Below are 24,134 nucleotides of genomic sequence, written 5' to 3'. Positions count from 1 at the left end.
GGAGGTCTTTCCATGAAAAAATATAAAAAAAAGAGCGGGTTCCTCGTAGCAACGGTTACACTGTTATCCATTCTTACGGCAGCTTGCGGATCAGCTACGGACACTGCATCGACACCAGGAGCATCAACTGGGGCTAGCGCCACCGCTGCTTCAGGCAAACCTGTTACCATTAGCTTCCTGCATTGGCGTGGAGAAGATGTGAACTCCTTGAACGGCATTATTGCCAAATTCCAAGCTGAGAATCCGACCATTAAGGTCGAAATGCAAACGATGCCCTCGGAACAGTACCAATCCACAGCCCAAGCCAAGCTGGCAGATGGTTCTGTAGGTGATGTTTTTACATCCTTCCCTGGCGCGCAGTTCGAAGCGTTATCCAAAGCAGGTATTTTCTCGGATTTATCCTCGGAAAAGTTTCTAAGCAATTATAATGATACCCTTATTCAAGTGGGCAAAAAAGACGGTAAACAAGTGGCTGTGCCTTACCAGCTGGTTTACAACGATCCGATTTATAATGTCAAACTGTTCCAAAAGTTTAATCTGACTCCGCCCAAGGACTGGGAAGGCTTTCTAGCTTTATGCGAAACGTTGAAAAAGAACGGCATCATTCCGATTGCCTTCGCGGGTGCGGATATTGGCCCTGGGCAATTTATGAATACGATGGTCATGAACAATGAACCAAGCACGGATATTTTCACCAAAGTTGAAGCGGGTCAAGCGAAATTAACCGACGAGTTCTGGGTCAAAACTTTAACTCAGTTCAAGGAGCTTAACGATAAAGGCTATCTACAGCCTGATGCGCTTGGGACGAAGGACGCGGCAGCGGGGGCTCTTTTTATACAAGAAAAAGCAGCCATTCTGGCTAGTGGATCTTATCAATTAGCGCAAAATAAAAAGCAAAATCCGAATCTGGAGCAAAAACTGCTCGCTCCAATTACGGTTGCTGCAGATCAAGCAAAATTCGAAGGCGTACACACCAGTACATTTATGCTAGCCGTAAATAGTAAATCCAAACATCCGGCTGAGGCTAAGAAATTCATTGAATTTCTGAGTCGCAAGGAGATTGCGGGTACTTATGCGAATGAGACAGGGCAAAATGTAACGGTCAAAGACGTTCAGTACACAACCCCTGAGCTTCAGGTAGCGACAGAGTGGGCAGGTAAGAAAACACTCTTCCAGCCTCGCTTCAGCATCACGAGTGCTGATAATCAGAAGGCCGTTACGAATTCGATTCAGGCCGTGCTCAGCGGTAAATCACCTCAGGATGCTGCGAAAGAAGCGCAGGCTATAATCGATCAGCATCTAGTCAAATAAGATGACACATAATCGCCGTGTGCTATGGCTGTTCCTTCTGCCGGGAACGCTGCTGTACTTGTTCTTATTCGTGGGGCCGACATTAACCGGATTGTTTTACTCGTTTACAGATTGGGACGGCGTATCGCCGTCCTATCAGCTTGTCGGAATGAACAATTACGCCAAAACGCTGCACAACATTGTCTTCCAGAAAGCGCTCTGGAACAATACGAAATTCATGCTGACGGTTGTGATTGCCCAAACGCTAGTGTCTTTGGCGCTAGCCATGCTGCTTGTGAAAAACACTAAAATTCACGTGCTCCTGCGTGCGCTTTACTTTTTCCCGACTATCCTCTCGTCTGTGGCGGTGGGGTTGATCTGGTCGTTTATGTACGATCCGTCCCTTGGACTTATCAACACTTTGCTGAGCCAAACAGGGCTTGGGGCATGGGGGCAAAACTGGATTGGCGGGGTCAAAATCGCGCTCTACGCCATTGCAGGCGTTCAAGTCTGGGCACATGCCGGGCAAATGATGATTGTATTTATTGCAGGCTTGCATGCGATTCCAGAAGAGTTGTATGAGGCGGCGAAAATGGATGGGGGCACCAAGTGGCAGGTATTCCGTAAAGTAACCTGGCCGCTTCTGGCTCCGTCAGCGACGATTGTTGTTGCTTATACGACAATCCAGTCGTTTAAAGCTTTTGATTTAATCTTTACCATGACGGATGGCGGCCCTAATTATGCTACCGAAATTTTGACCACCTACATTTATCACACGGCTTTTGCTAATTATTCGTTTGGCATGGCTTCTGCCGGTTCTGTTTTGTTCCTGATTTTGTTGTCTATTTTGACGATCCTGCAGTTCAAAGCGCTGCGTGCGGATCGTGTTTCGTATTAATCCAAAAGAGGTTAACTAATATGGGAATGAAATGGTTCGGTCGCGTTGTGTTGCTGCTGTATGCAGTCATCATTACAGCACCTCTATATTTTGTTTTTATTTCGTCGTTTAAGTCGACGCAGCACTTTTTTGCTTCGCCGCTAGGGTGGCCGAAGCCATTCACACTTGCTAACTTCACGTCCATGTTCAAAGGCCAGACGATCGGCAAGTATTTTTTGAACAGCGTAGAAGTGACGCTCGGCACGGTGCTGATTGAGCTGCTGTTAGGCAGCTTGATCGCCTATGCGATCTTCCGATTGGGCGGTAAAATCGCAGCAGTTTTGTTCGCATTGTTCATTGCAGGACTCATCGTCCCGTCTCAAGTGAACATGCTGCCCATTTATTCGTTAACGCACAAGCTTGGCTGGTCAGACAGTTTATATGGCTTAATTCTCGTCTCTGTCGCCATGCTGATGCCTCTAACAGTCTTCATGCTGAAAGGTTTCATGCAGGTTCTCAGCAAAGAGATTCTGGAAGCTGGCAGCATCGATGGTGCAGGCGAGTGGAAGTTGTACTCACGCATTGCACTGCCTTTGTCGGCGCCTTCACTCGCCGCTACGGCGACCTTCTTGTTCGTCATGGTATGGAATGATCTGCTCATTCCGATGCTGCTCATCAACAGTAAGTCGAAGCTCACGCTTCCGCTTGCCATGCTGCAGTTCCGCGGTGAATACGTGACGGATTACCCGATGTTGTTAACTGGCGTTGTGATTACAGCGGCACCGATGGTTGTCCTGTTTTTGTTCCTGCAGCGTTATTTTGTTGCTGGCGTGATGGCGGGGTCATTGAAGGGGTAGGCAGATGACACAAACTTACCATAGGGAAAATATTCAGTGCCAAACGGCTGCGGGAAGTTGCATCATTAAGTCTTTAATAGCAGACATTAACAGTCAAGGATTGAGGCTTGACTGTTTTTTGCTATTCTGTGCTTTCTTGTGTTACAGTTAGAGATGAGGTGATGGACGATGTTTAAATTGGGTATTTTGGACCAATCACAAATAGGGGAAGGCCGCACGGCGGCTAGTGCGTTGGCCGAAACGACAGAGCTGGCGCAAGAAGCGGATAAATTGGGATATTCGCGCTATTGGGTTTCGGAGCATCATGCTTCGCAAGCGTTAGCGCATTCAAGTCCAGAGGTGCTTATTGCACATTTGGCTGCCAAAACTAATCGTATACGATTAGGATCAGGCGGCATTATGATGCCTCATTACAGTGCTTATAAAGTAGCAGAGAACTTCCGATTGCTGGAGGCGCTTCATCCGGGGCGGATTGACGTCGGTCTCGGCCGCGCACCAGGCGGTATGCCGATATCCACACGTGCTTTGCAAGAAGGAAAATACACAAGTGTAGATCAATACCCTCAGCAGGTTGCTGATCTAACGGGTTACTTGTATGACTCGCTGCCGCCGAGCCACCGTTTTGCGGCATTGCACGCGTCACCAATTATTGAAACTGCACCTGAAATTTGGCTCCTAGGTTCTTCCTACGATAGTGCCCGAATTGCTGCTGATCAAGGGGCTGCTTTTGGTTTTGCGCAATTTTTTGGCAATGCAGACTGCGAGCAGGCTTTGCGTATTTATCGTGAGCACTTTAAGCCATCGATCCTTAATGAAAAAGCGCACTCCCTAGCAGCAATTATGGTTATTTGTGCAGATACGGAAGAAGAGGCCAAACGTCTTGCTTCCAGTTCGGATCTGTTTTTCCTGTCACTTGGCCGCGGCGCACTGCTGCCATCCTTTCCTTCTGCAGAGACAGCAACGAATTATCCCTATACGCCTGGGGATCTCGCAATGATCCAAGAGCGTCAGCATAAGCGGGTCGTCGGTACACCAGAGCAAGTCAAAGCGCAAATGATTAAGCTTAACGAAGCGTATCAAGCTGATGAATTAATGGTCGTTTCGCCTATTCATGATGTGGCAGCGAGAATTCATTCCTACAGGTTATTGGCTGAAGTATTTGATATGAAGGGCTAATCTATTTGGTTTTTAGCGCAAAAATTTGCGTTTTTTTGCTCTTGCCTTTACACTTAAACCTAAAATGGAGTGGTGAAATGAGCAAGAACAGAGTTTGGAATAAAGGAAAACGTAATGGCGGCGGTGGGCCGGCACCTGGAACCGGCTATAAAGAGAAGATCGCTGAGGCAGCGAAAGCGGAAGGCAAGAATCCCGAGATTGATTACAACAACCCGATCAATCAAGTTCGGCCAATGAAACGTGAGAACTGGGTCGAGCGACCTGTTCGCGTTATCCGTGAACAACCAAAAACATAAATAAAAAACCTATTCGATCTTGTTAGGATCTGGATAGGTTTTTTTGTTTGGTTTTAAGGCATAAGACTTCTAACATAATGAAAGGCATCGTTCATGGTTTCATCCGTAAGCTGCTCTAACGAGATGTCAACGCCTGGTTTTACGCGGTGAAGCTTCTCCAGAAATGATTTGGTTTGGAAAATTCCTTCGCCGGAACGCACGGACTTGAGATTACCGTCTTGAACAACAACATCTTTCAAATGCGCAAGAACGATGCGATCTCCGAATGCTGCAAATGCGTCATCCAAGAACTTCTCTTGTGCATCGATGGCCGTTGGTGGAAGCAAATTGACGGGATCAAATACTACGCCCAAGTTGCTTGATGGAACTTCTTTTAGAATACGGACCATTTTTTCTGTACTGGATAATGTGTGCGTGAAAACAGGTTCAAGACCAATGTGAACACCCCAACGCTCCGCTTCCTCGGCTAATTCCTCAACGGTTTGCTTAAGAAGTTCCCAACCGATGGCTTCATAACGCTCAGGATCCTGCGTGAGATAAGTAGTGAGATCAGCCGTTTCCGTTGCTACGATAGACGTTCCGAGATCTCTCGCGTAACGCAGATGTTCTTTGAATCTGTTGATTTCATGGCGACGCTGCTGCGGATCTGGATGAATCGGATTGATGTAGCAACCGAGTACGCCAATGCGGACGCCAGCGCGCTGGAACTGTTCGCCAATATGGCATGCGAGCCCAGGGCTGAGTTTGCCCAAACTTGTGTCGATATCGCTGATAGCTTTGCTAAGAGCCAACTGCACGAAGTCGATGCCTCGACCGCGCAGCTTCTCTGTTAATTGACTCAGTGGCAGATGACCAACCGTGTGAGCTAGCGTCCCGATTCCCATCTATCTCGCCATCCATCCGCCGTCCACGCATAATACGTGTCCGTTCATATAATCGGAAGCACCCGAGGACAAGAAAACGACAGGCCCTTTGAGGTCTTCAGGTGAGCCCCAACGGCCGGCTGGGATGCGCTCTGTAATGGATTGCGTGCGCTTCTCATCTTTCAAGATTGGTGCTGTGTTATTCGTCGTCATATAACCAGGTGCGATGGCATTGACTTGAATGCCTTTGCCAGCCCATTCGTTGGCTAATGCTTTGGTAACACCTGCGATTGCATGTTTGCTGGCTGTATAACCAGGCACGTTGATGCCGCCTTGATAAGTCAGCATGGAAGCGATGTTGACGATTTTGCCGCTGCCGCGCTCGATCATGTGACGTCCAATCAGCTGGCACAGGAAGAAAGCGGAGTTCAAGTTCAGGTCGATGACATCGTGCCAGTCTTCACGAGAGTGGTCGACAGCTGGTGTGCGACGAATAATTCCCGCATTGTTCACAAGAATATCGATACCGCCATAAATGCCGACAGCTCGGTTCACGACATCCTCAAGGATGTCTTCGTTGCTTAAATCAGCCGCGATCAGCTCAGCTTTACCGCCTAATGCGCGAATCGATTCAACGGTTTGTACGCTTTCGGAAGAAGATACAGCAATGACGTTAGCGCCTGCTTCTGCAAGCCCAATTGCCATTGCTTGCCCTAGTCCGCCTGAAGCTCCGGTTACGAAAGCTGTTTTTCCTGCTAAGTTAAAAAGTGTCATGCAACATACTCCTTTTCACTAGTGAGTGACGATTTGGATACCGGCATCACGGTATTGCTTGGCCGTTTCTGCAGGCAGGTTACTGTCGGTGATAATCATGGCGACTTCCGACAAAGAGGCAAACGTGCGCAGGGCACATTGGCCGAATTTGTAATGATCAGCAACGCCATAGACGGTTGCACTGGAAGCAATCAACGCACGTTTGTAGTCGGCGTGATCACTCGTATAAATCGTAAAGCCGTGCTGTAGATGAACGCCGGTCGCAGAAATGAACGATTTCTGAATGTTAAGCGAATTCACATAGGCAACAGCTTCTGGCCCAGCGAGCATGTTCCGCGTTCTGTAGCCGCCAGGTACAACGAGCCGGATTTCTTCCTTATGAACGAGCTCGGAAATAATGTACAAATCATTGGTCACAACAGTAAGCGGCTGATTGTCCAGCCGCCTAGCAATTTCAAGCGTTGTACTGCCGCCGTCGAGGGCAATGATGTCCCCTGGCTGAATGTATCGAAGGGCGATCGTCGCTATCTCCGATTTTTGATCGGCATGTTTGACGATCGGCTCCTTCGTCGAAAGAATACCCAGTTGATCGCTTTGAGCGAGCATAGCGCCGCCATGTATGCGGACAAGCAGCCCTTTTTCCTCCAGCTTGGCTAAATCTTCACGAATTGTTTTGCCTGTTACGTCCAGTCGTTCACTGAGTTCGTTAACCGTGACTTCTTTCTGTGCCAGGAGTATTTCCATAATGGTTTCGTATCTACGTAAAGGGTTCATCGATGATCATCACTTTCCAAATGAGAGATTACCGATTATTTTAAATCTTTCATAGCCACGGCGTCCATATCGTCGAACATTTGATTTTCGCCAGCCATGCCCCAGATGAATGTATAGTTATTAGTGCCTACGCCGCTATGAATGGACCAGCTTGGGGAAATGATCGCTTGCTCATTGCGCATTACAACGTGACGCGTTTGTTGCGGCTCTCCCATCATGTGGAAAACAACAGCATCTTCCGGCATATCGAAATAGAAGTAAACTTCGGAACGGCGGTTATGTGTATGAGATGGCATCGTGTTCCACATGTTGCCTGGTTTGAGCAGGGTCATACCCATAACGAGTTGACAGCTTTGAATGCCATCCAAGTGGATATATTTGTAGATTGTACGTTCATTGGAAGTATTGATGCTGCCCAGATGAGCTGGAGTAGCTTCGCTAATTGCTGCTTTGACAGTTGGGTATGTTTTGTGAGCAGGCGTTGAATTGAAGTAATATTTAGCTGGATTAGCGGCATTTTCGCTGGCAAAAGTAATGTCCTTCGAGCCTAGACCGATGTAAATGCAATCCTTGGGATCCATGTTGTAAACAGTTCCGTCAACGGTGATTGTTCCACGGCCGCCAACATTGATGATACCGATTTCACGACGCTCTAAGAAATAATCAGCCGCCATTTCTTTCTTATCCGCTTGCAGCTGCAAGGAACCTGTAATCGGCAGAACGCCACCAATGATAAAACGGTCAACGTGGGAGTACACGAGTTTAATTTCATTTGCTACAAATAAATCATTGATTTGAAACTCGGATTGCAAGCGCTCTGTGTCAAATTGTTTAACTTCGTTAGGGTGTGATGCGTAACGGATATCCATGTGATAATCGCTCCTCGGAATGGTTTATTTGAGTTGATATAGGTTCATATAGGTTTAATTTACTCCAATAAGCAGGATTAAGCAAGTGTTTTCGGAGGATGTAACAAATCGTTCCCATGAAGTGAATAAAGAAGAAAGATTAGGGAAAAAACAACCCTACAGGAGGTTATGTCTATGGATAAAAATCATTATTTCGACCACGTCTGCAACGATACAATCCCGACCAAGCCTGAGGAAGAAAATACGACGCCAACCGATTTGGTCAGTGAGGCCGTCGAGGAGATTATGGACAATATCAAAAGCGCCTTCTCGACCAACGAGCGGGATTAAGAGAAAGGACGATGCAGGGCTGCTGCTTCGTCCTTTTTTCGTTTTGTTAGCTGTGGGGGTAGCTGAGCGCAGCCGTTGATGGGAACTACAGGGCGCTATTTCAGTGAAATGCGCCCATTTTTATAAGGAAGGGGAACTACGGTCCGCTATTTCAAGGTCTTTGGCGGAAATTCCGCCTAAAACATTGAAATAGCGCCCTGTAGTTCCCCAAGGTTTAACCCATTGTCGCTTTTCTGCGAAATAGCGCCCTGTAGTTCCGCTAAGGTGGCAGTGTCCGCCACCTCAGCTCTTTTCTTGAGGCTGCACGCCCCCTCGATGCTTAGTGTGACCAGTGATTTCATCAGCGCTCACACGCTCAACCCCTCCAAAAGTCTCACATAGCTCGCTCTTAAACTAGCATAAACAATGGAGGGGGGCGATTGCCGCCCTCTCAAGCATCCCGTCGGTGAGCGCAGCTGCTGATGGGAACTACTGTTCGCTATTTCAGCGAAATGCGCCGTTTATGCAAAGAAGCGGAACTAGGGGCCGCTGTTTCAAGATATTTGGCGGTAGTTCCGCTACTGACTCATCCGCCACTGAACAGGCGTCATCCCAATGATGCGCTTAAACACAGTGGCGAAATGCTGGGAGGACGCGTAGCCCAGCCTATTTGCGATCTCGGTAATTGTAGCGGTGCTCTCAGCCAGCAAGCTGCAAGCTTTTTTGATCCGCATCCGCTCGATATAACTCATTGGAGGCAGTCCGGTGTACGACTGAAAAGTCCGGAAAAAGTGGGAGGGACTGACGCGGACAATGCCCGCCAATTCTTCAACGTCCGGCCGCCATTCAGACTCATCCTCGATGCGGCGAAGCAGCAGGTCGAATTGATCCGTTAGATCGTCCGCAAGCGAAACCATTCGCTCATTCGGCTGCACGAGGGCAAGCAGCAATCCCAAAATAGCCTGCCGAATGGAGGTGGAACGAAGCGGGCTGCTGCTGTTTATTGCATCGCCCAGGTTCCGGAAGCCTTGAACGGCTTGCAGGCCGAGATGGCGAACTCGCGGGAGCATCTGCAAAGCGCTGGTGAAGCTCTCGCTTTCATGCCAAGGAAGCCGAAGCCAATCCTCCCGCTGGGGAGGTGTGACGATGAACCACCAGAACCGGCTCGGTTCTATGACATTAAAGCCGCCGCGATGCAGCTCGCCAGGGCAAGTGTGGAACACATCGCCGGCCTTGGTTTCATAGACTTTTCCATCTAGTTCCCAACTCGCTTTCCCGCGTTCTACCAGAACAAATTCATACCCATCATGTTTATGATAGGAGAGGGGAAGTGCCGATTTGATTTCATCGAAGCCGAAAAGGACCAGCTCTGGAACGTCGATAATCTTCTCTTGTATAGCAGCATCATAGGTCCAGCGGGGACTAAGTTTAGCAACCACAATAAAGCCTCCTTTTCCGAACGTGTTCTTATTTATCTTCTATGTTTCTCATACTACTCAGCAGGTCTATGAACGTCAATGACGAGCGGAAACCGTATGATAAAAGCAAGACGAATAAGGAGGCATGTTGACATGACCCTGCAAGCAGAAAGAACTTACAAAATTACAGATCAGGATAAGGAAACTTTTGAACGGGATGGCTATTGGATTTCGCCGAAACTTCTGGACGATGGCCAGATTGAACGACTTCGTGAAGCGCACGAACGAATTTGGAGCGGTGATTATGATGGGGACGGACTTCCGATGAACCATTATCGGGCAAATTCCAACCCAGACGCCCTGCGTAAGCTGGACAATGGCTGGTGGATTAATGATGAAGTTCGTCGTACCGTCACAGATCCGTTGATCGGCGAGCTGACAGCAGACTTACTTCAAGCAGATGAAATACGTCTGTGGCATGATCAGGTCATCTATAAACCAGGTATCGGGGATAAAGCCACAGCGGTAGGCAACGTGGGCTGGCATCAAGATTATGGCTACTGGCAGTGTTCCAGCAATCCGGGCATGGTGACCGTGTGGATTGCGCTTCAGGACACTGACTTGACAAATGGCGGGATGAAAACGATCGTTGGTTCGCATAAATGGGGGCTGATCCCGGATAGCAACACGTTCTTCAATCCCAACATGGAAGAGCTCAGGGATAAATACGCAGCTGGCCGCGATTGGGTGGAAGAGCCCTGCATTTTGAAGGCAGGGCAGGCTAGCTTTCATCACGGACTAACGTTCCACGGGTCCGGTGCGAACACAACGACGGAGCCTCGCATGTCAGTCGTCGCACATCTGATGCCAGGCGGCACAAGCTACCGAGCAGGTGTTCAGCGGCATGACAATATCCGGCTGTTAGGGCCGCGCCCGCAGCAGGGTCAGCCTTTTGCGAACGCGTATTTTCCCGTATTGTTCCAGCGTTAATCGCCTCTGTAAATTCGATCCATCACGCTGCACAATAGGCTCATCATCTCGTCGATCTCCGCTTTGGATACAATCAAAGCGGGCATCAGACGAATGGTACTCGGACTAGACGCGTTAATCAGCAAGCCAGCATGCAGGCAAGCGGATACCAACTCGGCACCACGCGGCTCAGGAAGATCAAAGGCTAGCAGTAATCCCTTTCCGCGGATATCGGTTAGTCCATAGCGCTCCTGAATCCCATGCAGCTGTTGCAGCAAATAAGCACCTTGTTCTGCAGCTTGCTGAGGAAGTTTGCGCTGAAGCACCTCGCCTACGACAGCAAGGCCCACGGCCATTGCGAGCGGTTGCCCTGTGTAGGTTCCACCCTGGTCGCCTGCTTCAAAAAGGTTATACGTTTCTTTCGCGAGCATCGCCGATAACGGAAACCCGCCGCCAATTCCTTTGGCAAGTGTGAGAACATCCGGGAGTACACCGTAGTGCTCATAAGCGAACATGGTTCCAGTCCGCCCAATTCCGGTTTGGACCTCATCAAACATGAGCATAATCCCTTGTTCATCGCATAACGTGCGGAGTTCCTGAATGTAGGAGGGAATTGCTTCATATACCCCACCCTCGCCTTGGATGAGCTCCACTAGAATAGCGCAAGTATTCGGAGTAATCGCTTGCTTTATTGCTTCAATATCATTAAAAGGTACTTTCACAAAGCCGGGCAGTTGGGGAGCAAACATGTGCTCCCAGCCGGCTTTTCCTGTTGCCGCTGTAGTCGCCAATGAACGCCCGTGAAAGCTGCGTTTCGTTGTAATAATTTCGAAAGCGCCATTTTTTCTGACAGCCCCATACTTACGAGCAAGCTTAATCGCACTTTCATTCGCTTCCGCCCCAGTACTGCCAAAAAACACTCGCTCCAGTCCCGATAATCCCGTTAACAGGCGAGCAAACTCAACCATCGGCTTGTTGTAAAAGCCTGGACTTGCATGAACGAGCTTGCCAGACTGCTCTAGCAAAGCATCGCTGATGACTTTAGGAGAATGGCCTAAGCTGGTAACCGCCCACCCCCCGATAAAATCCAAATATTTGTTTCCGTCTGTATCCCACAGGTACATCCCTTTGCCATGCTCCATGACGACCTGAGGCCTGTTGGCAATAAACAGAATGGACGCATTCGCCTCTTCCAGCCATTCATTCGTAACCGTTTTTACTTTTTCCATGCAAGGACATCCTCCCTAATAAAAATAAGAAATAATGAATAATTATACACATATACGTATTTTTATTCAATACGTAAAATGCCATGATTGTCCATATTTATTTGGCGAAGGTACACCCTGCGTGTAAGGTATGCCTAATTGGCTGCAAGAGGATTTTCTTTTTATAAATAGGCGGTTACAATGTCGTTAGGAATGACAGCATGTTTGTGGAAGGGAAGGAGACAATTATGCCTGATAACGCATCGTTATTTCCGGCTCTTTTGATGGGAGCGAATGGTCACCCGCACGTGATGGCGTACTATTTTAAACAATGGCTAGGCTTTGAAATGCCCTTTCACCGCCATGATGCCACCGAGATTATGTATACAATCCAAGGTTATTGCGAAATCGAGATTCAATCACAGCCGTCACATACCGAGAAGGTCGCACTTAAAAAAGGTGAATTTATTATTATCAACGCCAACGTCGCCCATCGTTTGCTCGTAGACGAAGCTAATCCATGCAGAATGCTGAATGTAGAGTTTCGGTTCATACCTAATAAAGGGGTATTTCCGTCCATTCAGCAATTGGCCGCCGAAGATGATCTGCTGTTCGCTTTATTGGCGTCAGAAGCTCCCTATTTGGTGCTGCGGGATGGGGACGAGGTTTACCATATTATGAAAAGCTTAGTGTTAGAGCTCGATAAAGCAGCAAACAAAAGCGACTTGATGGTTCAGCTTCTGATCACACAGCTGCTGATTCGAATTGCGCGAGTTTGGCGTGAAACGGTCAATAGTGGTGAGGCGCAGAGTGAAAGATATGTCAAAATTTCGATGGAGTACTTGCATCAGAACTATGATCGCGACATTCAAGTGAAGGATATTGCCGGGGCCGTTAATTTGCATCCTGGGTATTTGCAACGAATTTTCAAATCCCTGACGGGTCAGACACTAATGGCGTATTTAACCGGTATTCGGATGGAAAAAGCCAAGATGCTGCTACTCGAAACCGATGTGCCCATTTCCGATATTTGTGATTACATCGGCGTAGGAAGCCGGCAGTATTTTCATATGCTTTTCAAAGATTATACGGGGCTGACTCCAACGGATTTTCGTAAATCGATGTATGCGGAGAAACGGAATTATCCAGAAAGAAGTTAGAATTTTTGACAAAAGTGAGATGAGGAAGTTAGAAATTTGATAACGGTTTCTCTTTCGTGCTTGATACAATGTGAAAGGTAGAGAACACGATAGAGAGGGCGATATACATGTCATTTAAAGTAGCTTTTATTGGAGCAGGAAGCATCGGATTTACACGCGGATTACTAAGGGATTTATTATCAGTTCCTGAGTTTAAAGATATTCAGGTCGCTTTTACAGACATTAATCAACATAACTTGGACATGGTGACGGAACTGTGTCAAAGGGATATTACGGAGAATGGACTGAACATCCAAATTCAAGCAAGCACGGACCGCAGAGAAGCGTTGAAAGACGCAAAGTATGTCTTGTGTACGATTCGTGTCGGGGGTCTGGAAGCATTTGCAACCGATGTAGATATCCCGCTCAAATATGGCGTAGATCAGTGCGTTGGGGATACATTATGCGCTGGGGGCATTATGTACGGTCAACGTGGAATATCGGAAATGCTGCGCATTTGCGGGGACATTCGCGACGTAGCTTCACCTGATGTGCTGCTGCTGAACTATGCGAATCCGATGGCGATGCTGACATGGGCTTGCAATACTTACGGCGGGGTGCGGACGATCGGGTTATGTCACGGCGTGCAGCACGGACATCGTCAAATTGCTAACGTGTACGGTTTGAAGAAAGAAGAAGTTGATATTATTTGTGCAGGCATCAATCATCAAACTTGGTATATACAAGCCCGCCATGAAGGCAAGGATCTGACACAAGGTCTGCTTGAAGCGTTCGAGAATCATCCGGAATATGCCCGCACAGAGAAAGTGCGCATCGACATGCTTCGTCGTTTCGGCTATTACAGCACAGAATCCAATGGGCATCTTAGCGAGTATGTGCCTTGGTACCGCAAGCGTGCTAGCGAAATCCAAGACTGGATCGATCTGGGGAGCTGGATTAACGGTGAAACCGGCGGCTACCTTCGCGTATGTACAGAAGGGCGGAACTGGTTCGAGACTGATTTCCCGAACTGGATGAAGGAAAAGGCGACGGTTTACACTGCGGAGAAACGCAGTGAAGAACACGGTTCTTACATCATCGAAGGACTTGAAACCGGACGAGTATATCGCGGACATTTCAACGTAGTGAACAATGGCGTAATCTCGAATTTGCCGAACGATGCCATCATTGAAGCGCCAGGTTATGTGGATGCGAACGGCATTTCGATGCCGCATGTTGGTAATCTTCCATTGGGACCTGCTGCTGTATGTAATGTTAGTATTTCTGTGCAGCGTCTTGCAGTCGAAGCGGCTGTGCATGGAGACGATAAATTGCTTCGTCAAGCATTCATGATGGATCCTCTCGTTGGGGCTGTCTGCAATCCGAAAGAGATTTGGCAAATGGTGGATGAGATGCTCGTTGCTCAAGAGAAGTGGCTGCCGCAGTACGGAACTGCGATTGAAGAAGCCAAAGCTCGCCTTGCCGCTGGCAATCTTATCCCAACCCGAGGGGGCTACGAAGGCGCAGCACGTTTGAAGGTGAAAACGGTGGAAGAAATGAAGCTGGACCGTGAAGCAGCTAACAAAAATGCAGGCGAAGCAGACAAAGGGAAAGATCGCGCAGCTGTTTCCTCGTAACATGTCGTGTGATGTTCGTTTATTTTCAAGTATGTTCATTTGGGTTCTTTTGGGTTATAATTAGTTTTGCTAAGTGAAGGGTCGCTTGCGGCCCTTTTTTATTTATCTACGATTGCTCAAATGGGAGAGGGGAAAGTCAGATGTCGAATATTGGCGTATGGGAACCGGCTGAGCCGGGCGTTAAACGCTGCATTTTGAAAGCTGAAGTTGGGTTAATGATGATGGAGGTTCACTTCGAGCCAGGAGCCATAGGGTATCAGCACAGCCACGTGCATGAACAAATGTCCTATTGCTTACAAGGCAAAATTGAGTTTACGATAGATGGTGTTGTGACGGTCATCGAACAAGGACAAACGGTTTACATCCCTAGCGGAGCGCAGCATGGCGTAACAGCTTTGGAAGCATCTGCTTTGCTGGATGTATTTACACCGATTCGTGAAGATCTTGTGAAACGTTAACCAGTTGCTCTTGCGACTGGTTTTCTTTCTTTTGATATATGAATGCGTTTACATAAGGAAGGGGAGGAGGCTAACGATGGGGAGAAAAAGCCGCCGAGCTTGGACCTGGTTCTATAGGAGCTTGTTTTTGCGCGATCGACCTTTGACTGTCAAACTACTTGTGTATTCTGCTATGCTGGTCGTAATTCCGCTGCTTATCGTCGGACTCATTTCGTATCAGAAGTCATCGGAAGTGCTGCGCGAGGAAGCGAGTTTAAGCAACGAACAGATCATCGAACAGGTGAAGCTGCACATCGAATATTATATTCGAGATTTCGAAATCGACTCTATTCGGATGCAAAATCACCCCTCGATGCAGCAGTTTCTTCGTATGACGAGTGAGCAGGAAGTGAGCGAATCGGGCATTCGCGAGCCGATGATGCAGCTTCTGAAAGATACAGCCTACTCCCGATCGGACATTTCCCGGATCATGCTTATTATGGAAAATCAAACGGTGCTAGACACGAGTATGAACAAAAATGTGACACCAGCACTGCAGCTGATACAGGAGCCATGGTTCGCCAGTGTGCCTGCTAACAGCGACATTATGCTCATTATTCGCCCGCCTTCTGAGCGATATGAGCTGGAGGATGTGCCGGTCCTGTCCATTGTGAAGCGATTGGTCAGCCCCAATACATTAGAACCTGTAGCTACTCTCATCATGGAAGTAAATTTCAAGCGTATTCAAGAAATTGCTGAACGAGTAACGATTGGAAGAACGGGTTATTTATCGATTCTGGACCCGAGTGGAAGGTATATTTATTCCCCAGAGTATGCGGAAATTGGTCATTTGGCGGCGTGGGATCAGCTGGGTTATATTCTGCAGCAGGAGAGCGGTTCCTATCAGGCGTTGACTGGCGATAAGCCTTTTTATACGTTTAGCCGATCGTCCTATTTGAATTGGCGACTGGTAACGACAATCCCTGAGCACGAGCTGACGCGTGGAACACAGTATATCCGGCAAACCATTTGGTGGACGGTCGCTGTGACACTCGTTATCGCTTATTTAATCGGGATTGGCTTTGCGACAAGCATCGTCCGCCCCGTGCGGGCTTTGCAATATTTTATGAAACGGGTAAAAGAAGGGGATTTCCAGGCACGGGCTGACATCGAATCGAAGGATGAGATCGGTCAGTTGACGAATGATTTTAATAAAATGGTGGAAAAACTGCAAATCTTGCTTGATGAGATTTATTATTCCCAGCTGCGTGAGAAGGATCTCCAGCTTCGCCAGAAGGAAACCGAGCTTAAAGTGCTCCAATCCCAAGTGAACCCGCATTTTCTTATGAATGCCTTGGAAACGGTGCGGGGGATGGCGCTGGAAAAAGATATGACCGACATTTCGGTGTTAGTCGCGTCCTTGGCGAGGCTGCTGCGCTACAATTTGAATCATGCGGGAGCAACGAGTTCTGTGCAGCAGGAAATTCACATCTGTGAGATGTATTTGCGGATACAGCAGTACCGTTTCGAGGAGAAGCTCAGTTATGAGTTTCAAATTCCACATTGGGCAGAGAATCAGACCATTGCGAAGTTTGCCCTGCAGCCCTTGGTTGAAAATTGCGTGATCCATGGCATCGAGACGAGCGACCGTCCGGTTCATATTGTTATAGCTGCTAGACAGATGGATGGACATCAATTTGCCATCGAGATTCAGGATACCGGGATGGGGATACCGGCAGAAAGGCTTCGTGCTTTGCAGCTCGATTTGCTTCAGAAGGACATGGTGGCAGCCGTTTCACAGATAGGGATCGTGAATGTGCATCGGCGCATCGCCTATTTATTCGGGGAAGCTTACGGATTGGAACTGGAAAGCAGCGCAGGAGAAGGAACGACCGTTAGCTTGAAATTGCCGCTGGGACTTGGGCTGAGGGAAGGGGCATAGGGACCGTGTACAAAATCATTCTCGCCGACGATGAAAAATGGGTTCGCATTGTGCTGCGCAAGGCGGTGGAGCAAACGAAGCTTCCTGTTACGATTGTGCAGGAGTGCGCCAACGGCCTTGAAGCGTTGGATGCGGTGCAAAAGCATGCTGCAGATTTAGTAATATCCGATGTGAAAATGCCGATTATGGACGGCATCGGGTTGGCTGAACAGATGGCGCTGATGACAGCCAATCTGGTGCTTGTGAGCGGTTATGACGATTTTCAATTCGCGCAGAAAGCAATACGCTACGGGGTCAAAGATTACCTGCTAAAGCCGGTGGAAATGGAGGCGATGGCGGATTGCTTGGAGCGATGGATACAAGGCAGAGAGCTGTTGAAGGAGGCGATGGGAGACGCGAATGCTTCACTTCAGACGGAGAAGGCGGAAATGTCTGCCATCGAACAAGTGCAGCAGTTTGTAGCTGCTAATTTAGCGAAGGAGATTACATTAACCGATGCGGCAGCGTTGGTTCATCTGAATCCTAGCTACTTGAGTCAGTTGTTTAAGCAGCAAACGGGTGGCAAGTTTGTTGATTATGTCATCGTCATGCGGATGGAAGAAGCGAAGAGGCTGCTGATCAAAACAGCTTTGCGCGTATCCGAAATTGCGGAGAGGCTGGGGTATGGCGATATTGCTTATTTCAGCAATACGTTTAAGAAGCTGACGGGTTGCTCTCCATTGGAGTATCGGAAAAGTGGAGGGAAGCCGTAACAGAATCGAAAGGAACCTGAGAGGGACTCAGGTTCCTTTTGGCTTTGTGTACTTGGTCTAAGAAGGCGATTTTGTCCTGTTTGCGGCGATATAGATGGAGTTTCTCCTGTTATTATGCGTTCTGTTACTTTCCGGCGGAGATTAACAGGAGTTTTTCCATTTATTTGGTAAGTGAAATCGGGTGGACAAGATTCGGAGAACAAGATTAAGAGAAGAGAACAAACGGCTCTACTTTCTAGCCTTCTCAATGGCTTCCAGCGTTTCTTTGTACTCTGTGCGGTATTTCTCGATAACTGGTTTTACCGCATCCTGCCATGGTTTGAGATCAGATACGTCGGTGATCGTGACTCCAGCCGCTTTGACTTTGGCCTCGGAGTCTTTCTCGAATTTATCCCATTCGGCTTTCTGGGTTTTGACGGACTCGAGTGCTGCTTTTTTGATCAGCGCCTTGTCGTCATTGCTCAGCTTATCCCAAGCGACTTTGGAGATCAAAAGCACTTCCGGCACCCGTTGATGCTGATCAAGAATGAGATTTTTTGCCTGCTGAAAATGATTGGAGGAGAAGTAGCTAGGATAGTTGTTCTCAGCGGCATCGATAACACCTGTCTGCAAGGCGTTGAACACATCCCCATACGGCATTGGTGTCGCATTCGCTCCAAGCGCATTCATGAGATCGATGTTCACTTTGTTTTGAATAACGCGAATTTTCAGCCCCTTTAGATCTGCGATGCTTTTGATCGGCTTCTTGGAGTAGAAATGACGCGCTCCGGAACTGTAGTAGGCAAGCCCTTTCATACGCGAGGATTCCAAGCTATCCAGCAGTTTTGTGCCTTGCTCACTCTCAAGGAACTTCCATTGATGATTATCATTGTCGAAAATATAAGGCAAGCTGAACACTTCATATTGTTTGTTGAAGCCGCCAAGCGCTCCGGTGCTGACGCGGGTAAACTCAATCGCACCCAATTGCACCTGTTCAATAACCGCTTTCTCTTCACCGAGCTGGGAAGCTGGGAAGACATCGATTTTGATGCGGCCATCGGAAGCTTGGTTTACGAGTTCGGCGAATTTCTTATCGCCAAGTGTCGTCGGATAATCAGCAGGATGCGTTTCTGCTAGACGAAAAGTCAACTTAGGGCCATCGGCTTTCTTCGTTGCTGCCGGGCTAGCTGCTCCAGGTGCCGTAGTTGAGGAACTGGTTGTCGGAGTGCTTCCGCCGCCGCAAGCGACTAGCAGTAGACTTGCACCGAGCATTGTGCTAAATGCGGTTATATATGATTTTTTCATTTTCATATGGGTGATCACTCTTTTCATCGATTTAGTTGGTTATTTCATAAGATTCGGCAGCCACATCACTAGGCCAGGGATATAGGTCAGGATCATGAGAACGACGCACATGACATAGAAGAAGGGCATCATCGCTTTGGTGCCTTCAGATATGGAGATATTCCCGATAGCCGAGCCGACGAATAAAACGGTTCCAACAGGAGGCGTCAGCAATCCGATGCCTAAGTTTAACATCATAATGATACCGAAGTGAACAGGATCCATCCCAAGAGCGGTGACGACAGGCAGCAGAATCGGTGTCATGATCAGGATGAGCGGAGCCATATCCATAGGTGCGCCAAGCAAGAGCAGCAATACGTTGATGATCAGCAAAATAACAATGGGGCTATCGGTGATGCCAAGCATCCAATCCGTTAGCATGCCGGGAACTTTGAGAAAGGCGAGTACATAACTGAACGTAGCGGAGGCGGCAATGAGGAAAAGCACCATCGCGACTGTTCGGAACGTGCGTTTCAGGATGATCCACATCCGGCTGATCGGAATATCACGGTATACGAGAAAGGTTAGGATAAAAGCATACAAACACGCTAACGCGCCGCTTTCTGTAGCCGTGAACCAACCCGTGAAAATTCCGCCAAGAATGATGACAGCTGTCAAAAGAGAAAGCAGGCCGTCGCGCACAATTTTGGGGATGTCGCGCATCGGGACGGCTTCGCTTTTGGTATAGCCGCGTTTAATGGCAATGAAATAACTTGTAATCATAAGCGATACGCATAGGATCAAGCCGGGAACGATGCCAGCGAGAAAAAGCGATGCAATTGAAATGCCGCCTCCAGCTGCCAAAGAATACAGCACGAGATTGTGGCTTGGAGGAACGACGACGCCTTGAATGGCGGCAGAGACAGTGACACCTACGGCATAGTCGGTGTCGTAGCCTTTTTTCTTCATCATGGGAATCATGACGGAGCCAATGGAGGAAACATCTGCAATGGCGGAGCCGGAAATGTTCCCGAAGAACATGCAGGCAACGCAGTTGACCATGGCTAGACCGCCGCGAATGCCGCCTACGAGAACTTGGGCGAGATTGATGAGGCGCAAAGCCATTTGGCCTTCGCTCATGATTTGGCCGGCCAGGATGAAAAACGGGATGGTCAGAAGCGAGTATGAATTCATCCCTTGAATCATCGTCTGACCTACCGTAGCCAGCGGGACTTTCAGGTAAAGCAGAGTAAGCAGTGAAGAACCGGCTAAAGCTAGCGAGATCGGGAAGCGCAGGATGATCAGACCAACGAAGACGATGCAAAGAATGAGTATGGCAATGGTCGGATCCATTAGTGGTTGCCTCCTTCCTGAAGATTAACATGCCGCTTCGTATCGATCCCGAACAACTGCAGCAGCGCGTAAGCACAGGTCATAACGCCTGTTATCGGCATGATGACATAGAGTGTGCTGTTCGGCAGGCCTGTGGCTGGCAGTTCAGATTCATTCATCATGACGGTGAAATCCCAACCATAGAACACCAGATAGATGCCAAAGGCGAGAATGACCAACTCGATCGCTTTATCCAAAGCTTTGTTAATGGGCGCTGGAAGCTTGTGAGTAAAGGAGTCAATGCCAAGATGAAGCTTTTCTCGAAAGCCAATCGCGATGCCCATGAAGGAGAACCAAACGAGCAGCAGCATGGTCACTTCTTCTGACCAGAAGAATACGAAATCGAACAGCTTGCGCGTCATCACCTGCACAGTGACGATGATGATCATGCTGAGCAATCCGATGAGAGCGGCTGATTCGATGAACGTATCGATGCCTAGCGCTATTTTGCGAAGTAACCGCATCGTCAAGCGACCTCCCTTCTTTTGTTTTGTAAGTGCTTTCATTTGGGTTGACTTAAGTATAGCCTTCCAGAGTTTGAGCTGGAACGCCATTGCTTTTAGGTTTTTTTGTAGTTTTTTTAGGAGATTGAGGAAAGTGTGGGGTGAGAATGGAGAGAAGTTGAGGAGATGAGTGAGGGAGAATGGAAGGGAGGGGAGTGAAGTTGTGGAGATGAGTGAGGGGGAACGGGGGGGAGAGTAGTTGTGTAGATGAGTGAAGGGGAATAGAGGAGAGAAGTTATGGAGCGAGATGAGAAGTGAGGCGAGGTGGAGAGGCGGACAGATTACTTAAAAACAAGATGTTTAGTTCAAAGGTTGGTGCTGTTTTGAGAACCAGTTAAGCCTTGTGGGTTTTATGCTATGGCTAAGATTTTTGGCAGCGGTACTTGGTGTCGCATCGCACTATGTTGCATTTTGTACAACCATATGGGTGTCTATTTGGCTCATTACTTCTCTATGTTGTAGTTTGTACAACCATTTCGCATGAAATAGGTATTTCTTTGTTATTTAGAGCTCGAATGATTGTATGTTGTACAATGAAGATAAAATTTCAGCGTAAAAAGCGCCTGCATGTTGTATGAAATGCAACGTGAAGTTGGCTTTTATGTGTTCATCGTGGAGGTGAAGCTGCTCCACCTATTGGTGCAGATCACTATTTCCTCCCCCAAAAAAAATCTCATTGGACATATTCCAATGAAACCGCCTCTTGGCCGCGTAAATTCTACTTTTCATTGGACGTATTCCAATGGGAGGACTGATTTCAGCGCTTTTTGAGGTCATTTTCTTAGTGTCTCTTGGATTTCATCCAATGAGATGATACATTCTGCGCTGAATTTGCCCAGTTCATTGGATTTCATCCAACGTCCAGCAACGATTGTGTATAATTCCAGCTTGAATCAACCTGCAAAGGTACTATTATACTCTACAGGCGAGTGATCCACACAGATACACCTGACCTGACTTGACCTAGCCGCCCCGCCCGCCCCTCACTGACAGCACGCACTGCACTCACTCACGCACTCGCTGCACCGCACTTACTCACTCATCACTCACTCACTCACTGCACTCACGCACTGCACGCACTGCACGCACTCACTCACTCACTCACTCACTCACTCACTGCACTCACGCACTGCACGCACTCGCTGCACCGCACGCACTCACTCACTCACTCCCCAATTCACACAAAATGCAAACCCATATAAACGGCTACGCCCCATATCATGCAAGCCGACACTTTATTCAATCTCGTGATAAAACGCCCGCTTGTATCGTGTTTACCAACGAGCCGCCCTGCAAAGGCTAATCCAAAAAACCACAACCAAGACACACACACGATGCTGATGAGGAACACCCATTTCTCCCCGCCAGCATAGTTCAAGGAATTTGTTCCAATAACGCCGACTGTATCCAAAATAGCGTGAGGATTCAGCAAGGAAACAGATGCCGCAAACAGAATTTGCTTTTTCGGCTGGCGGACTTCCATTTGCTGTGAAGAAGAAGCGGTGCTCGGCTTGCTGTGCCAAAGCACCCAGCCCATGTAGAGCAGGAATAAGCAGCCAATTCCGTACAATGCCGCTTGCAGCCATGAAAAGGTTAGCACGATAAGGGAAACCCCAAAAACCGCTGCGAGAATAAGGAAGGTATCACAGAGGGAAGCTGTGAGAATAACTGGCAATGCCCCAAAGTAAGAGCGCTGGCTGGCGCCTTGATTAAACACAAAAACATTTTGCACCCCAACAGGTAAAATGAGCCCAAAGCCCAAAACAACCGCATGCACTATCGTTTGTAACAAAATCATCGCCCCTATCTAGCTGTCGAATTCTTTCTTAGTATAGAGGGAATCTGATCGTTGTCTCCGTCCAAATGGATGGAATTGACCCCAACCAAATGATATAGTGGAGCTGTAAGGAAGGAGGCAACGATGGATTGGAAACCTGATTTATCATCTGAAACTCCGTTATATCAACAGATCAAAGAGTTTATAATCCATAAAATATCGCTGGGGGAATGGGCCGTTGGTACCAAAATTCCTTCACAGCGGGCTTTGGCTGAGCATTTTGGTGTGAATCGCAGCACGGTTGTAACGGCAATCAGCGATTTGATTGCTGATGGATTATTGGAAGGCAACACCAAAGGGGGAACGAGGGTTATTAATAACTCTTGGAACCTGTTAACCGCTTCCCCTCCTCCAGACTGGAGCTCGTATGTACAAGCTGGAGCACACTATCCCAACCAGCCAACGATCCAGCACATTAACCGTGCTGAGTTTCAAGAAGGTATCATTCGGCTTGGGACCGGAGAGCTTTCACCCGATTTGCTGCCATCTGAACAGATGAAGGAGATTTTCGCCGAAAGCTCGACGAATTCGTTCCTCTTGGGCTACGAAGAACCGAAGGGGAATCTTTATTTACGCAAGCAGCTCGCAGCTTACCTGCAAGGAATTGGCGTCAATACTTCGCCATCGAACATCCTGATAGTCTCTGGAGCTCTCCAAGCGTTACAGCTCATTTCCATCGGATTGCTGCCGCGGGATTCTTCCATACTTTTGGAAAAGCCATCGTACTTGTATTCTGTCCATGTTTTTCAGTCAAACCGCATAAAGCTTGTAGGCTTACCTATGGATGAAGATGGCGTGCTTGCGAATCAGATTGGACGTTACAAAAAGGGCTATAATGCTTCGCTGCTCTATACGATACCAACTTTCCATAACCCAACAGGCACTTTGATGCCCGAGAGCAGGCGTCAGGCGCTAATGAACGCTTGCGCCGACGAAGGTCTCCCGATTATTGAAGATGACGCGTACAGGGAGCTTTGGTTCGATGAGCCGCCGCCTCTGCCTCTTAAAGCGAGGGATCCACATGCATTGGTCCTATATCTGGGGACGCTGTCCAAGACGTTAAGTCCAGGTCTTCGCATTGGTTGGGTGGTTGCTCCTGAGCCCGTGATCGATCGATTAGCGGATATCAAAATGCAGAATGACTATGGTTCGAGCTCTGTCTCTCAATGGGCTGCCGCGGAGTGGTTGGGAAGAGGCTTGTATCAGAAGCATCTTGTTACGATCAGAGCGCAATTGATATTGAGACGTGACAGTACGGTGCAGCTGCTCCAAACTTACTTCGCTGGTATTGCCAGTTGGTCGGTACCAACGGGAGGTTTCTATATTTGGGTTCAGCTGACCGTCGACGTTCCGATGCAAATCCTATTTGAACGCGCTTTGAAAGAGGGTGTTTTGTTAAATCCCGGTTCGATTTATAATCGACATACAGGCAACTATTTACGAATCTCTTACGCCTATGCCAAGCTGCACGAGCTTGAATGGGGCCTTAAGTGTGTAGCGATTTTGATCCGAGATTTGGTTGATAAAAAAAGATTGGAAAGGTGAGCGAGAG

The 24,134-nt window shown here is 48.1% G+C and carries 23 protein-coding genes; 13 read left to right on the top strand and 10 right to left on the bottom strand.

The window, feature by feature from the left end; genetic code table 11:
* The first annotated feature begins 12 nt into the window (after positions 1 to 12).
* The 5 genes from GQF01_RS07730 to GQF01_RS07710 all read left to right on the top strand — a co-directional run bounded on the left by GQF01_RS07730 (position 13) and on the right by GQF01_RS07710 (position 4,496).
* On the top strand, positions 13 to 1,311 hold the full coding sequence (locus GQF01_RS07730) for an ABC transporter substrate-binding protein (protein ID WP_161406197.1): 1,299 nt from the start codon (positions 13 to 15) through the stop codon (positions 1,309 to 1,311).
* Position 1,312: 1 nt separating this feature from the next.
* Entirely contained in the window at positions 1,313 to 2,188 is an 876-nt protein-coding gene (locus GQF01_RS07725) for a carbohydrate ABC transporter permease (protein ID WP_202556118.1), read from the top strand.
* Between the two features lie 20 nt (positions 2,189 to 2,208).
* On the top strand, positions 2,209 to 3,024 hold the full coding sequence (locus GQF01_RS07720) for a carbohydrate ABC transporter permease (protein ID WP_161406196.1): 816 nt from the start codon (positions 2,209 to 2,211) through the stop codon (positions 3,022 to 3,024).
* 168 nt (positions 3,025 to 3,192) lie between these two features.
* Positions 3,193 to 4,200, top strand: a complete 1,008-nt coding sequence (locus tag GQF01_RS07715; RefSeq protein WP_161406195.1) for an LLM class flavin-dependent oxidoreductase — start codon at positions 3,193 to 3,195, stop codon at positions 4,198 to 4,200.
* Positions 4,201 to 4,277: 77 nt separating this feature from the next.
* Positions 4,278 to 4,496, top strand: a complete 219-nt coding sequence (locus tag GQF01_RS07710; RefSeq protein ID WP_161406194.1) for a hypothetical protein — start codon at positions 4,278 to 4,280, stop codon at positions 4,494 to 4,496.
* Between the two features lie 53 nt (positions 4,497 to 4,549).
* Here the strand turns inward: GQF01_RS07710 and GQF01_RS07705 are convergent, their stop codons facing one another.
* Genes GQF01_RS07705 through kduI form a run of 4 tightly spaced genes read right to left on the bottom strand, consistent with a single transcriptional unit; the run spans position 4,550 to position 7,776 of the window.
* Entirely contained in the window at positions 4,550 to 5,380 is an 831-nt protein-coding gene (locus tag GQF01_RS07705) for a sugar phosphate isomerase/epimerase family protein (RefSeq protein ID WP_161406193.1), read from the bottom strand.
* Positions 5,381 to 6,133, bottom strand: a complete 753-nt coding sequence (kduD, locus tag GQF01_RS07700; protein WP_161406192.1) for a 2-dehydro-3-deoxy-D-gluconate 5-dehydrogenase KduD — start codon at positions 6,131 to 6,133, stop codon at positions 5,381 to 5,383.
* Positions 6,134 to 6,151: 18 nt separating this feature from the next.
* Positions 6,152 to 6,907, bottom strand: a complete 756-nt coding sequence (locus GQF01_RS07695; protein ID WP_161406191.1) for a DeoR/GlpR family DNA-binding transcription regulator — start codon at positions 6,905 to 6,907, stop codon at positions 6,152 to 6,154.
* Between the two features lie 35 nt (positions 6,908 to 6,942).
* Positions 6,943 to 7,776 carry a 5-dehydro-4-deoxy-D-glucuronate isomerase gene (gene kduI, locus GQF01_RS07690; RefSeq protein WP_161406190.1) on the bottom strand — a complete coding sequence of 278 codons (834 nt, stop codon included), beginning with the start codon at positions 7,774 to 7,776 and terminating at the stop codon, positions 6,943 to 6,945.
* A 174-nt stretch (positions 7,777 to 7,950) separates the two neighbouring features.
* Here kduI and GQF01_RS07685 point away from each other — a divergent pair, with 174 nt between their 5' ends.
* Positions 7,951 to 8,106 carry a hypothetical protein gene (locus tag GQF01_RS07685; protein WP_161406189.1) on the top strand — a complete coding sequence of 52 codons (156 nt, stop codon included), beginning with the start codon at positions 7,951 to 7,953 and terminating at the stop codon, positions 8,104 to 8,106.
* A 557-nt stretch (positions 8,107 to 8,663) separates the two neighbouring features.
* Here the strand turns inward: GQF01_RS07685 and GQF01_RS07680 are convergent.
* Positions 8,664 to 9,524 carry an AraC family transcriptional regulator gene (locus GQF01_RS07680; RefSeq protein WP_161406188.1) on the bottom strand — a complete coding sequence of 287 codons (861 nt, stop codon included), beginning with the start codon at positions 9,522 to 9,524 and terminating at the stop codon, positions 8,664 to 8,666.
* Between the two features lie 132 nt (positions 9,525 to 9,656).
* Between GQF01_RS07680 and GQF01_RS07675 the strand changes: the two genes are divergently transcribed.
* Complete coding sequence (locus GQF01_RS07675; protein ID WP_161406187.1) at positions 9,657 to 10,493, top strand: phytanoyl-CoA dioxygenase family protein; 837 nt, start codon at positions 9,657 to 9,659, stop codon at positions 10,491 to 10,493.
* Here the strand turns inward: GQF01_RS07675 and GQF01_RS07670 are convergent.
* Positions 10,490 to 11,701: an aspartate aminotransferase family protein gene (locus GQF01_RS07670; protein WP_161406186.1), complete on the bottom strand. Its 1,212-nt coding sequence runs from the start codon at positions 11,699 to 11,701 to the stop codon at positions 10,490 to 10,492. The two genes, GQF01_RS07675 and GQF01_RS07670, sit on opposite strands and share 4 nt — an antisense overlap.
* A gap of 227 nt (positions 11,702 to 11,928) precedes the next feature.
* On the opposite strand from GQF01_RS07670, the gene GQF01_RS07665 reads away from it, so the two are divergent.
* The 5 genes from GQF01_RS07665 (at position 11,929) to GQF01_RS36830 (ending at position 17,587) form a co-directional block, all read left to right on the top strand.
* A complete protein-coding gene (locus GQF01_RS07665) occupies positions 11,929 to 12,840 on the top strand; it encodes an AraC family transcriptional regulator (protein ID WP_407945392.1) in 912 nt (303 codons plus the stop codon).
* 107 nt (positions 12,841 to 12,947) lie between these two features.
* Positions 12,948 to 14,456, top strand: coding sequence for an alpha-glucosidase/alpha-galactosidase (gene melA, locus GQF01_RS07660; protein WP_161406185.1), 1,509 nt, complete (start codon positions 12,948 to 12,950; stop codon positions 14,454 to 14,456).
* Positions 14,457 to 14,596: 140 nt separating this feature from the next.
* On the top strand, positions 14,597 to 14,914 hold the full coding sequence (locus GQF01_RS07655) for a cupin domain-containing protein (protein ID WP_161406184.1): 318 nt from the start codon (positions 14,597 to 14,599) through the stop codon (positions 14,912 to 14,914).
* A gap of 76 nt (positions 14,915 to 14,990) precedes the next feature.
* The gene (locus tag GQF01_RS07650; protein ID WP_161406183.1) at positions 14,991 to 16,835 is read left to right on the top strand and encodes a sensor histidine kinase; all 1,845 of its coding nucleotides are present in this window, start codon (positions 14,991 to 14,993) and stop codon (positions 16,833 to 16,835) included.
* Positions 16,836 to 16,840: 5 nt separating this feature from the next.
* Positions 16,841 to 17,587 carry a response regulator transcription factor gene (locus tag GQF01_RS36830; protein ID WP_161406182.1) on the top strand — a complete coding sequence of 249 codons (747 nt, stop codon included), beginning with the start codon at positions 16,841 to 16,843 and terminating at the stop codon, positions 17,585 to 17,587.
* Between the two features lie 228 nt (positions 17,588 to 17,815).
* Here the strand turns inward: GQF01_RS36830 and GQF01_RS07640 are convergent, their stop codons facing one another.
* From GQF01_RS07640 to GQF01_RS07625, 4 genes are all read right to left on the bottom strand, one after another.
* The gene (locus GQF01_RS07640) at positions 17,816 to 18,871 is read right to left on the bottom strand and encodes a TRAP transporter substrate-binding protein (RefSeq protein WP_202556117.1); all 1,056 of its coding nucleotides are present in this window, start codon (positions 18,869 to 18,871) and stop codon (positions 17,816 to 17,818) included.
* A 39-nt stretch (positions 18,872 to 18,910) separates the two neighbouring features.
* Complete coding sequence (locus GQF01_RS07635) at positions 18,911 to 20,203, bottom strand: TRAP transporter large permease (protein ID WP_161406180.1); 1,293 nt, start codon at positions 20,201 to 20,203, stop codon at positions 18,911 to 18,913.
* A complete protein-coding gene (locus GQF01_RS07630; protein ID WP_161406179.1) occupies positions 20,203 to 20,706 on the bottom strand; it encodes a TRAP transporter small permease in 504 nt (167 codons plus the stop codon). Before GQF01_RS07630 ends, GQF01_RS07635 begins: the two co-directional genes overlap by 1 nt.
* A 1,216-nt stretch (positions 20,707 to 21,922) precedes the next feature.
* Positions 21,923 to 22,537, bottom strand: a complete 615-nt coding sequence (locus tag GQF01_RS07625) for a LysE/ArgO family amino acid transporter (RefSeq protein ID WP_161406470.1) — start codon at positions 22,535 to 22,537, stop codon at positions 21,923 to 21,925.
* 129 nt (positions 22,538 to 22,666) lie between these two features.
* On the opposite strand from GQF01_RS07625, the gene GQF01_RS07620 reads away from it, so the two are divergent.
* The gene (locus GQF01_RS07620; RefSeq protein WP_161406178.1) at positions 22,667 to 24,127 is read left to right on the top strand and encodes an aminotransferase-like domain-containing protein; all 1,461 of its coding nucleotides are present in this window, start codon (positions 22,667 to 22,669) and stop codon (positions 24,125 to 24,127) included.
* Positions 24,128 to 24,134: the final 7 nt, after the last annotated feature.

It is taken from the genome of Paenibacillus silvestris (assembly GCF_009882985.1).
Classification (GTDB): domain Bacteria; phylum Bacillota; class Bacilli; order Paenibacillales; family NBRC-103111; genus Paenibacillus_E; species Paenibacillus_E silvestris.
This window is presented reverse-complemented; position numbering and strand designations above follow the sequence as displayed.

What these genes read in the sequence shown, in the direction of transcription:
- GQF01_RS07695 (WP_161406191.1), bottom strand. Translation starts at nt 6,907, where the DNA reads ATGAACCCTTTACGTAGATACGAAACCATTATGGAAATACTCCTGGCA.
- melA (WP_161406185.1), top strand. Translation starts at nt 12,948, where the DNA reads ATGTCATTTAAAGTAGCTTTTATTGGAGCAGGAAGCATCGGATTTACA.
- GQF01_RS07640 (WP_202556117.1), bottom strand. Translation starts at nt 18,871, where the DNA reads ATGAAAAAATCATATATAACCGCATTTAGCACAATGCTCGGTGCAAGT.
- kduI (WP_161406190.1), bottom strand. Translation starts at nt 7,776, where the DNA reads ATGGATATCCGTTACGCATCACACCCTAACGAAGTTAAACAATTTGAC.
- GQF01_RS07630 (WP_161406179.1), bottom strand. Translation starts at nt 20,706, where the DNA reads ATGCGGTTACTTCGCAAAATAGCGCTAGGCATCGATACGTTCATCGAA.
- GQF01_RS07705 (WP_161406193.1), bottom strand. Translation starts at nt 5,380, where the DNA reads ATGGGAATCGGGACGCTAGCTCACACGGTTGGTCATCTGCCACTGAGT.
- GQF01_RS07655 (WP_161406184.1), top strand. Translation starts at nt 14,597, where the DNA reads ATGTCGAATATTGGCGTATGGGAACCGGCTGAGCCGGGCGTTAAACGC.
- GQF01_RS07720 (WP_161406196.1), top strand. Translation starts at nt 2,209, where the DNA reads ATGGGAATGAAATGGTTCGGTCGCGTTGTGTTGCTGCTGTATGCAGTC.
- GQF01_RS07725 (WP_202556118.1), top strand. Translation starts at nt 1,313, where the DNA reads ATGACACATAATCGCCGTGTGCTATGGCTGTTCCTTCTGCCGGGAACG.
- GQF01_RS07665 (WP_407945392.1), top strand. Translation starts at nt 11,929, where the DNA reads ATGCCTGATAACGCATCGTTATTTCCGGCTCTTTTGATGGGAGCGAAT.
- GQF01_RS07675 (WP_161406187.1), top strand. Translation starts at nt 9,657, where the DNA reads ATGACCCTGCAAGCAGAAAGAACTTACAAAATTACAGATCAGGATAAG.
- GQF01_RS07730 (WP_161406197.1), top strand. Translation starts at nt 13, where the DNA reads ATGAAAAAATATAAAAAAAAGAGCGGGTTCCTCGTAGCAACGGTTACA.
- GQF01_RS07650 (WP_161406183.1), top strand. Translation starts at nt 14,991, where the DNA reads ATGGGGAGAAAAAGCCGCCGAGCTTGGACCTGGTTCTATAGGAGCTTG.
- GQF01_RS07620 (WP_161406178.1), top strand. Translation starts at nt 22,667, where the DNA reads ATGGATTGGAAACCTGATTTATCATCTGAAACTCCGTTATATCAACAG.
- GQF01_RS07710 (WP_161406194.1), top strand. Translation starts at nt 4,278, where the DNA reads ATGAGCAAGAACAGAGTTTGGAATAAAGGAAAACGTAATGGCGGCGGT.
- GQF01_RS07635 (WP_161406180.1), bottom strand. Translation starts at nt 20,203, where the DNA reads ATGGATCCGACCATTGCCATACTCATTCTTTGCATCGTCTTCGTTGGT.
- kduD (WP_161406192.1), bottom strand. Translation starts at nt 6,133, where the DNA reads ATGACACTTTTTAACTTAGCAGGAAAAACAGCTTTCGTAACCGGAGCT.
- GQF01_RS07670 (WP_161406186.1), bottom strand. Translation starts at nt 11,701, where the DNA reads ATGGAAAAAGTAAAAACGGTTACGAATGAATGGCTGGAAGAGGCGAAT.
- GQF01_RS07685 (WP_161406189.1), top strand. Translation starts at nt 7,951, where the DNA reads ATGGATAAAAATCATTATTTCGACCACGTCTGCAACGATACAATCCCG.
- GQF01_RS07715 (WP_161406195.1), top strand. Translation starts at nt 3,193, where the DNA reads ATGTTTAAATTGGGTATTTTGGACCAATCACAAATAGGGGAAGGCCGC.